The 4,846-nt window shown below is 48.2% G+C and carries 6 protein-coding genes; 4 read left to right on the top strand and 2 right to left on the bottom strand.

Translation table 11 applies throughout. From position 1 onward, the window contains the following. Positions 1-458: 458 nt before the first annotated feature. Genes ACQY6Q_RS13195 through ACQY6Q_RS13185 form a run of 3 tightly spaced genes read left to right on the top strand, consistent with a single transcriptional unit; the run spans position 459 to position 2,338 of the window. A complete protein-coding gene (locus tag ACQY6Q_RS13195; RefSeq protein ID WP_427982085.1) occupies positions 459-1,283 on the top strand; it encodes an AraC family transcriptional regulator in 825 nt (274 codons plus the stop codon). A 33-nt stretch (positions 1,284-1,316) separates the two neighbouring features. Next, positions 1,317-2,039 carry an AzlC family ABC transporter permease gene (locus tag ACQY6Q_RS13190; protein ID WP_427982084.1) on the top strand — a complete coding sequence of 241 codons (723 nt, stop codon included), beginning with the start codon at positions 1,317-1,319 and terminating at the stop codon, positions 2,037-2,039. Beyond that, entirely contained in the window at positions 2,036-2,338 is a 303-nt protein-coding gene (locus ACQY6Q_RS13185; protein WP_055734795.1) for an AzlD domain-containing protein, read from the top strand. Before ACQY6Q_RS13190 ends, ACQY6Q_RS13185 begins: the two co-directional genes overlap by 4 nt. A gap of 40 nt (positions 2,339-2,378) precedes the next feature. On the opposite strand, the gene ACQY6Q_RS13180 is transcribed toward ACQY6Q_RS13185, so the two are convergent. Then, a complete protein-coding gene (locus ACQY6Q_RS13180; RefSeq protein ID WP_427982083.1) occupies positions 2,379-2,759 on the bottom strand; it encodes an STAS/SEC14 domain-containing protein in 381 nt (126 codons plus the stop codon). A gap of 129 nt (positions 2,760-2,888) precedes the next feature. On the opposite strand from ACQY6Q_RS13180, the gene ACQY6Q_RS13175 reads away from it, so the two are divergent. Further along, the gene (locus tag ACQY6Q_RS13175; RefSeq protein WP_055734793.1) at positions 2,889-3,281 is read left to right on the top strand and encodes a ribosome recycling factor family protein; all 393 of its coding nucleotides are present in this window, start codon (positions 2,889-2,891) and stop codon (positions 3,279-3,281) included. Positions 3,282-3,291: 10 nt separating this feature from the next. Here ACQY6Q_RS13175 and ACQY6Q_RS13170 read toward each other — a convergent pair. After that, positions 3,292-4,846: RecQ family ATP-dependent DNA helicase (locus ACQY6Q_RS13170; RefSeq protein ID WP_427982081.1), on the bottom strand; the 1,555-nt coding region annotated here is incomplete at its 5' end.

The following is a 4,846-nucleotide window of genomic DNA, read 5'->3' as shown; positions in this document are numbered from 1 at the left end:
CACTAAATACCGTACTAAGCACTACAGTAAGGCCAGCTAAACACCAAATGATTAATTTATTCATAATGGTTTCCTTGAGCTATTAACTAAAATATTTAAAAAGACCAAAAGCCTTTTGTGATAGCCATCGCATTTTTAATGCCAAAGTTAAAACCCTTTTATTTCAATACAATGACAAAGGCCACCTGCTACAACAAACCAATTTGATGCAATTATCATCAAGTTTTTGCACCACGTTGGTGACTAATGACAATTTTATCTAATAACAATAAAGCTTAGAGCTTGAAAATAATGCTGCAAAAACATACAACATTGTTACTGTGCATAATCCGTTACATTTTGCCGCTGGCTCTGCCAGCGAGGGCCCAGCACTTATCCAAATGAACAATTTTGTACAAAACTTTGGCGCCATTCTGCGCTATGATGCGGCTTCAGTTTAAGTGGCAGGGAGCTAGATTATGAGCATAGAACAAGCGCACTATCGGCTTGCCGACGAGCTGGGTGGAATTGAAATACTGAATGCGCGCTATCAGCATCAACAGTTTTCACGGCATAGTCATGAGGGCTATACCATTGGCGTGATAGCCAGCGGCGCACAACGCTTTTTTCGTACCGGTAGTAACCATGTGGCGCCACAAGACAGTATTATTTTGGTTAATGCCGATGAAGTGCACACCGGCTGTTCAGCCTCGGTAGGCGGCTGGTCGTATCAGGCCATGTACCCCACGGTGGAGCAGTTTTCCCAAGTCAGTGAAGAGCTAGGTTGCCACAAGCTAGGGGCACCTTATTTTAGCCAAGCAGTAGTTGAAGATGCGCTGGTAGCACGCACTCTCAGAGCGAGCATTAACGCTTTGGAACATTCCTCAAATCGCTTACAGCGGGAAACGCTGGTGTACTCTAGCTTGCAACTGTTAATGCGCCGCCATGCTAAAACCCGGCCACAGCCCCCCCGTCGCGGCCACGCGAGGCCCAACCTTGCCATGGCCAAACAGTTTCTTGATGAGCAGGCCAGCGAAAACATCTCGCTCAGCGAGCTGGCCAAGTTAGTCAATTTAAGTCCCAGCTACTTGGTGAAACAATTTGTTAAATGTTATGGTCTTCCGCCACATGCCTATCAAATTCAAGCGCGATTACGCTTAGCTAAAAGCTTATTGCGCAAGGGGCAGCAACAATTAGACGTAGCGCTCGCCTGTGGCTTTCATGACCAAAGCCATTTTAGCCGTCATTTTAAACGGGCCTTAGGAATCAGCCCCGGCCGCTACGCCAAAGAACTACATGCTTAAGGCCTTAGGCCGCAGTACCAAGCAAGGAATATTGTGAAACAAACCGAATACATTCATCACCATGGCTGGGCGCAGCGCAGCAAAGCACTCTCTAAAGGAACCTTAGCGGTATTGCCACTAACCATTGCGGTGATCCCTTGGGGCATATTGGCCGGCTCTTACGCCATGGAGGCAGGGCTAAACCCGCTGCAAAGTCAGGCCATGTCGGCAATTTTATTTGCCGGCTCCGCTCAATTGGTGGCCAGTGGCATGTTCAAACTGGGTGCCAGCTTATTTAGCATGTTAGTCACCACCCTGCTGATAACCTCACGCCACCTGCTGTACAGCATGGCAATGCGGCCAAAAATCAGCGGATTGCCTTTACGCTGGCGACTCATATTAGGTTTTCTGCTCACCGATGAATTATTCGCCATTGCCAATCAAGACAAAGGTAAGCAGTTTGACCGCTGGTATGCTTTAGGTGGTGGCTTAAGCTTTTATTTGGCTTGGAATATCGCATCAGCCTTTGGCATTATCGCTGGTGCCAATATCGACAATCTCGATAGTTGGGGCTTAGATTTTGCGATTGCCGCTACCTTTATTGCGATAGTGGTGCCTAGCATTAAACAGGCCTCGGGTTTACTGTGCGTAGTAGTGGCCTTGGTCAGTTCGGTGGTATGTCAGCTGTTTGCTATTCCTGGCGGCTTATTAATTTCGGCGCTATTGGCAATGAGCCTCGCTACCGTCTATGGCCACTGGCGCGGAGAGCAACAATGATTTGGCTAAGTATTCTTGCCATGGCGGCAGTGGTATTTGCCAGCCGCTACCTATTTTTAGAACCCCAAATCCCCTTGCGTTTAGGTAAAACGGCACTGCGTTTTTTAAGTTATTCGGCGCCGGCAGTACTCACCGCAATCTTTGCCCCCATCGTGTTTGTGCGCGACGAACAACTTAGCCTAGGACTTGACAACCCTTACCTAATCGCAGCAGCACTGGCCTGCGGCTTGGCTATCTTTACTCGCAATGCGCTGCTTACCACGCTGCTTAGCATGGCGGTATTTTTTATTATTCACTAAGGATTGAGGCGACAATATAGCGCCATGCTGCCAATAGGCGTTAACTTTCTAACCAAGTTAACGCCGCTTGCTCATCCTCAAAGATGTCTATCTCGCCAGCCATGAACCACCTACCCACCTTAGCCGCCCACTCCAACCACGGCTGTTGACCGAGAATAGCTAGTTTTTCAAATTGTTGGCCGTGCTTTAAACCCAATTTAAGATCATCCCAAGCGGCCCTTAGATCCCAGCCTTCAAGCTCTCTAGCATCAAATAAAACGCGAACCTGCGGATGCTCAACTTCGGCAAAGGCCGATTCAATCATAGGGGTAATCGCTTGGTAGTCGAGGTGAGTCAGCTTGCCATAGGCCTTAAACGACACCAATAGGCGGGTTTCGATTCGTTCAATACCAATACTTAATCCGTGTCTACGAATACTCATGAGAGGGTCCTTATTGTGCAGCATGCTTTATAAGTATGGTCGATATTGCTGCACCGGTGAGTATAAATATGCAGTGAAATGGCGAACTAGGCTTTGAATTTTATGTGATTTCGGGGCAGGATCTGGGCCATGACGAATACCACCTTTAGCGTAAGCTTGCCCTCACTTATCCATCGCATTGGTCGCGAGCAAGTGCGCCATGTTCAACAACAGGCTGAGCAACATAATTGCCAGTTAAAACGTATTCGACGCTCGCGAAACTGGCAACTGCTTGGCCAACTCGAGGCAGTGATTGAGCTACTTGAGCAACTAAAAATGCCAACGCAACACCAGCTAAGTTATTTAGTAAACAAACTCAGCGACGCAGTGCAGTGTGAACAAGATAAACGCCAACCCAAACAACAGCGGCTGCGTGCGCTTATTCAGCAACAACCCAACATCACCGTGGCAAAGTTGGCAGAATTAGCCAATTGCAGCCTGAGTGAAGCGCGCGCCGCGCGCTTTGTTGAGCAAGAGCTTTAATAAGTTCGCTTCACGTCGGCCATAAGCGCTGAACCTGCGCCAAGGTATCGGCATAAGGCAAGGCGGCGCAGCGCCCAAAACCGGGCAATTGGCGTAACTTATATTTAGTTGACCAAGGATTAGTCATACCCGCCAAAAAACGCACCGCCATTACTGGGCTTACCTTGCCCTGCTGTGCCGCGAAGTGCTGAGTTAAGTCTCGTAAGTCGGCTGAAATTTGTTGGTCGGCGATAGCTTGAGCGGGCTGCGAATAAGCAAGTTTGGCCACTTTTCCTCTGCAACCACTGCAATGCCCACAGTGCTCGGGGGCCTGCTGGTCATCAAAATAACGCGCCAATTGATAACTCAGGCAAGAATCTAGCTCAAAGAAACGCAACAATTGGCCAATGCGCTTAATTTCTTTCTGTTGGTTAGCTAAGAAGTACTCAGCTAAGTGTTGGGCCAAACCTTCCTCTGCTATGCCCGCTGTATTCACTTGGTAGACGTCGGTAATTTTCTTAGTTTCCAGTTCAATCAGCCCTTGCTCGCTTAAATATTCCAAGGCAGCCACCACGCGCGAACGCTCTGCCTGATATGCTTGGTAAAGCGCGGCAAAATCTAAGCTTCCCCAAACCTTTTTCATTTGAGTGTGTTGAAAAATGGCTTTAATAAAAGCGCCGCGCTCCCCTTCAAATCGGCCAATGATAGCCTGCTTGTCTTGCAGCAATTTGTAGCGAAAATCGGCGTAATAGGCATATAAAGGTTTAATTAAGCCTTGTAGCTCTAATTGCACCAACAAGGTTTTAAGCGGTAATTGACGAATATTACTGATATTGGCCAAATGATTGATTTGCATCTCCCACTGCCCGGCTTGAGTCTCACTAACAATGTTGTCTAAGACTATTTCGATGCCACTTAACTCAGGCGTATCACCGTAAACAAAGTTTTCTACCGTGGTTAAGCCATCTAGGTTAGCCAGTGTTAAACATTGAGCGGGGGCGCCGTCGCGCCCAGCACGGCCAATTTCCTGGCTATAGTTTTCGATGGATTTGGGTAGATCGAAATGCACCACAAAACGAATATTACTTTTATCTACCCCCATGCCAAAGGCGATGGTGGCCACCACCACTTGTAGGCGATCATCCATGAAGTCTTGTTGTATTTGCTGACGCTGTTCGTTGCCATAACCTGCGTGATAGGCAGCAGCGTTAATCCCCTGCTGGCACAGCGCTTTGGCTAAATCGTCAGCCGACTGCTGCAAGGTCACGTAAACAATGCCCGCGCCCTGTTGCTGACGAATAAAACTGAGCAAGTGCGGCAGTTTTTGCTCGGCCACACAACTACTCACGGCAATATCGAGGTTGTTGCGGTAAAAACCGGTTTGTACAATGTCTTGCTCGGCAATGGCAAAACGCGCCGCCATATCCTGCTTCACCTTACGCGTAGCAGTTGCTGTGAGTAACAGAACAAGGGGAATATTTAGCTCACTACGATACTGCGGCAATTTAAGGTAATCGGGGCGAAAGTTATGCCCCCACTCAGATATACAGTGAGCCTCATCCACCACCAGCATCGACAGCGGCACA

The sequence above is a fragment of the Agarivorans sp. genome, from assembly GCF_050295395.1.
GTDB lineage: Bacteria > Pseudomonadota > Gammaproteobacteria > Enterobacterales > Celerinatantimonadaceae > Agarivorans.
Note: the sequence above shows the minus strand (reverse complement) of the source record. Positions and strands in the feature narration are given on the sequence as shown.